Source organism: Streptomyces sp. HmicA12 (assembly GCF_000373565.1).
Taxonomy (GTDB): Bacteria; Actinomycetota; Actinomycetes; order Streptomycetales; family Streptomycetaceae; genus Streptomyces.
In genome coordinates this window covers 1-3549 of record NZ_KB891834.1, presented here as the reverse complement: position 1 = coordinate 3549, position 3549 = coordinate 1, and the positions used below count along the sequence as shown (strand labels likewise).

Genomic DNA, 3549 nt, shown 5'->3' with positions numbered 1-3549 from the left:
CGGTTCTCGGGTCTCAGGGCCCGGCGATGATCCAGAGGATCAGGACGGCGTCGAGGTCCTGGGAGTGGCGGTAGACGACGCTGATGCCGCGGCCGCCGGTCCGCTCGGGCAGTAGCTCGATCACATACGTCTCCGAGGCCGGGTCGGCGTCGGGCAGGCTGCGGGCATGGTCGGGGGTGGGATCGTCCTCGAGGGAGAACGCCACCGACATGACGGCCGTCCGCTCGCTGACGCTGAGGTCGCCCCGCAGGATCTTCTCGGCGGCGTCGGAGAAGAACGCTGCGGTCACCGGCCGCGCGCCTGCGCCATCTTGCGCTGCAGCTCGGTGGTGACGTCGTCGGTGCTGCGTATGACCTGCGCCATCCCGGCCGGATCGAGGGCTAGCAGAACGCGGTGCCGGTACGCCTGGGCGATCTCCCGTACGGCGGTCAGGTCGTCGAGTTCAGCGGCGTCGAGTTCAGCCTCGAAGGATGCCGGGTCACCGGGAAAGCCGTAGGCGCGCAGTGCGATCCGCAGCTCGGCAATCGTGCGCATGGGCGGCGGGGTGTGCTGGTGGTCGGTCTGCGCAGTCATGGCGGCCTCCCTGATGGCGTGAGTCGAGTGTCCCATCACGCCCCCACGGCCTGTGCTGCCTGCCGAGCGCTGAGGGCACGGCCGACGATAGCGGCGTGGTCGAAGGCGAGGGCAGGGAGCGACGAGATCGGCCACCAGCGGGCGGCGGCCGCGTCGTCTCCGGCGGTGGCGACGGTGTCCGCGGGGACGAAGACCAGATAGGCGGTCGTGGAGTAGGAACCGCGGGGGTCGCGGCCGGGCGCGTTCCACACTCCGAGTTCGAGAAGTTCGCTTTCGGCGACGACGACGCCGGTCTCCTCGGCGAGTTCCCGGGCGGCGGCGGCCCGTGCGCTCTCGCCGGGGTCGACGTGGCCGCCGGGAAGCGCCCACATGCCCTCGAAGGGAGGCCAGCCGCGCTCGATGAGGAGCATCCGTCCGTCGCGGGTGATGGTGACGACGTCGGCGGTGTGCCGGGTGACCTGCTCGGTGCGGTTGTGGACTCCGGCGGGCAGCAGGGCCTTGTCGACGTCGCGGTGCTCGACTGTGACCTCGTCACCGACGCCCCGGAGCAGCTCGTGGGCGAGGCGGGCGAGAGCGACGCTGCGGTGCCGGCCGCCGGTGCAGCCCCACGCCATCGTGACGTCGGTGCCGGTGTCCTCGGCGAGGCCGCGGGCGGTGGCGACCGCGTTGAAGGCGAGCCGGTCGGCGCCGGGGGTGGTCATGACGTGGTCGTAGACCGCCTCGTCGAGGCCGGTGAGGGTCTTGAGCTTTTCGTCGTGGAACGGGTTGCGCAGGAGCGCGCGCAGGTCGTAGGTGAGGTCGGCGGTGGGCGGCTGTCCGTGGCCGTAGCCGAAGGAGACGATGCTGATGGTCACGAGTCCTCGAATCGGTCGGTGGCGCAGGGCGGGCACAGGGTCATCTGCGGGGGCGTGGCGTGGACGGGGTCGACCTCGGCGACGTACGGGTCGGTCATGACCGTGACGTCGGCCTGGCGCCTGCCGCACATCTCGCACCGCAGCAGGAGCGGGGCCAGGAGGTCGAGGACGTGGCGGATGCGGTCACCGGTGGAGTCCTGGACGTGGGCCTGGGCCTCGTCGAGCAGCTCGGTGACGCGCTCGTTCTCGTCGTGCTCGACCTCGCTGATCGACACCGTGATGGTGCCGATGACGTCGGCGACGGCGCCGAGGACACCGGCGTCCGGCCTGGCCGGGTCGTACAGCGACTGGAGGGCTGCGACGTGCGGGCCGACCTCCTCGGTGCGGCACGCGGCGTCCCGCAGCCGGTCGAGACCGACGCGGACGATGGCGACGGCCGCCTGCAACTCCTCGTCGAGAGCGAGATTCGGGGTGCGTTCCACTGGGGTCCTTCCGGAGTGAACGGCGGTTTATCTAGCTGGTTTATTCGTGTAGGCGCTGTTCAGAGGGCTGCGATCAGGAGTGCGGCGACGCCGAGGAATAGGTGGTGGAACGACTGGTCGAGGGCGTAGGCGCCGGTCCCGAGCGTCGGCGCGTACTTGCCGTCAGCGGTCGCCGGGTGCGCCGGGTGGGCGGGCGTGCCGAGGCTGAGGAACTCGGTCTTGCCGGTGACCTTGGCGAGCCAGGCGAGGGTGCTGCGCCGGTCCGCCCACCAGTGGGTCGCAGCGTCGATGCCGAGGCCGGCCACCACGCCAAGGCCGGTGACCGGGAGGTCGAGGGCCAGGACGACCGCGGTGAGGGCGATGCCCTTGGTGATGGTCAGTCCGAGGACGTGCAGCGTGCAGGCGATCCGACCGGCGCGGCTCGACTGGCCGGGTGTCCCGTCGTGCTCGCCCTTGTGGGCGGCCTGGTGGGAGGTCTGGACCCAGTGGTCGCCGACGCTGTGCGCGATGTAGAGCGCGATGAACACGGCGGCGAATACGGCGGCGGCGTTGCTCATTGGGGACTCCTTCGTCGGGTACTGCGGGGCGGTCGGTCAGTAGCGGTCGGGGCGGACTTCCCAGCCGCCCTCGAAGTCGGGGCGGATCTGGAGGCCGGGGCCGGAGATGGAGCCGGGACCGGCCTGGACGCTGCCGGGCTGCAGGGCGTCGAGTTCACCCAGGAGTGCCGCGATCTGCTCGGCGATCTCCAGTGCGCGGGCCTTCTCGTCGCCGGTCGGCATCGTCTGTCGCATGTCATCCACCTTTAGCTGCCGTCGTTTCCGCTTGCTTTTTCGCTTGCGGTAATTCAATGATGCAGACTCGGAGTCTGCATGTCTAGGGGTTCGCAGAGTCCGACTCTGCATTTCTGCTTCGGTGCAGGTCACAACTGCGCCATGCTCGGTGTGGCGGACACACCCGCGCGGCGCCCTCCTCTTAGGGGGAGGGGTAAAGCGGACGGGCGCGTCCGCGCCCGGCGCTCCCGGGTGCGGGCCTATGCGGAGCGCGCGTTCACCGTCCCCGCCCGCTCGGCCGCAGGCGGCCTCCCGTGCGGCGCCGGGCGCGCTCCGCCCCCTGCCGCACCTCACACGCGCCTGAGACGCACTGAGCCCCGCTGAGCGCTGCGGCTCGGCGGGGCTCGTTGATGCCACCCAAAGCGGGGGGCGCACGTCGCTGGCTGAGCGGGCGGGCCGGGTCATTTCTGGGTGGGCTGCTCCGGCTCATCCATGTCAGGCCGCCTTCACGATCATGTTGTCGGGGCAGCGCCCGCCCATGTGCGAGACGCACTGCGGGCAGTCCTGGCCGGGCTTGAGGCCGCGATGGGCTTCCTTCGAGGCGTACGCGTGGAACCAGCACTGGCGGCACTGGCCGACCGGCGGGTTGAGAGCCTTCCTGTTCGACATCAGCGGGTCCCCTCGTTCGTGTAGGTAGTGGGTGCGCTGTTGCGTCCGAACAGGCCGGAGCGCTGCTCGATGTGGGTCTCCTGGTGGATGTGCTGCACGGTGCGTCCGACACGGGCCGGAAGGGCGCGCAGGAGGACGGCGGCTAGGCAGACGGCGCCGATCGTGAACGGTCCGGCGGAGGCGATCGCGCCGATGGCCTCC

8 protein-coding genes are annotated in these 3549 nt (G+C 70.8%); all 8 read right to left on the bottom strand.

Annotated features, from left to right (window positions below):
- Positions 1–13: 13 nt before the first annotated feature.
- Positions 14–289, bottom strand: a complete 276-nt coding sequence (locus B072_RS0132920) for a hypothetical protein (protein WP_018534235.1) — start codon at positions 287–289, stop codon at positions 14–16.
- The gene (locus B072_RS0132915; protein ID WP_018534234.1) at positions 286–573 is read right to left on the bottom strand and encodes a hypothetical protein; all 288 of its coding nucleotides are present in this window, start codon (positions 571–573) and stop codon (positions 286–288) included. Before B072_RS0132915 ends, B072_RS0132920 begins: the two co-directional genes overlap by 4 nt.
- A 35-nt stretch (positions 574–608) precedes the next feature.
- Positions 609–1427 carry an NUDIX domain-containing protein gene (locus tag B072_RS47020; protein ID WP_018534233.1) on the bottom strand — a complete coding sequence of 273 codons (819 nt, stop codon included), beginning with the start codon at positions 1425–1427 and terminating at the stop codon, positions 609–611.
- On the bottom strand, positions 1424–1909 hold the full coding sequence (locus B072_RS0132905) for a hypothetical protein (protein ID WP_018534232.1): 486 nt from the start codon (positions 1907–1909) through the stop codon (positions 1424–1426). Before B072_RS0132905 ends, B072_RS47020 begins: the two co-directional genes overlap by 4 nt.
- A 59-nt stretch (positions 1910–1968) precedes the next feature.
- On the bottom strand, positions 1969–2466 hold the full coding sequence (locus B072_RS0132900; protein ID WP_018534231.1) for a hypothetical protein: 498 nt from the start codon (positions 2464–2466) through the stop codon (positions 1969–1971).
- 36 nt (positions 2467–2502) lie between these two features.
- Positions 2503–2700 carry a hypothetical protein gene (locus B072_RS0132895; RefSeq protein WP_018534230.1) on the bottom strand — a complete coding sequence of 66 codons (198 nt, stop codon included), beginning with the start codon at positions 2698–2700 and terminating at the stop codon, positions 2503–2505.
- A 474-nt stretch (positions 2701–3174) separates the two neighbouring features.
- Positions 3175–3348: a hypothetical protein gene (locus tag B072_RS0132890; RefSeq protein WP_018534229.1), complete on the bottom strand. Its 174-nt coding sequence runs from the start codon at positions 3346–3348 to the stop codon at positions 3175–3177.
- On the bottom strand, positions 3348–3549 hold a 202-nt coding region (locus B072_RS44670), incomplete at its 5' end, for a hypothetical protein (RefSeq protein WP_043245228.1). The genes B072_RS44670 and B072_RS0132890, both read right to left, overlap by 1 nt.

Bases quoted from the DNA above. Each gene is read 5' to 3' on its own strand.
- B072_RS0132890 (WP_018534229.1), bottom strand. From the start codon at position 3,348: ATGTCGAACAGGAAGGCTCTCAACCCGCCGGTCGGCCAGTGCCGCCAG.
- B072_RS0132915 (WP_018534234.1), bottom strand. From the start codon at position 573: ATGACTGCGCAGACCGACCACCAGCACACCCCGCCGCCCATGCGCACG.
- B072_RS0132900 (WP_018534231.1), bottom strand. From the start codon at position 2,466: ATGAGCAACGCCGCCGCCGTATTCGCCGCCGTGTTCATCGCGCTCTAC.
- B072_RS0132895 (WP_018534230.1), bottom strand. From the start codon at position 2,700: ATGCGACAGACGATGCCGACCGGCGACGAGAAGGCCCGCGCACTGGAG.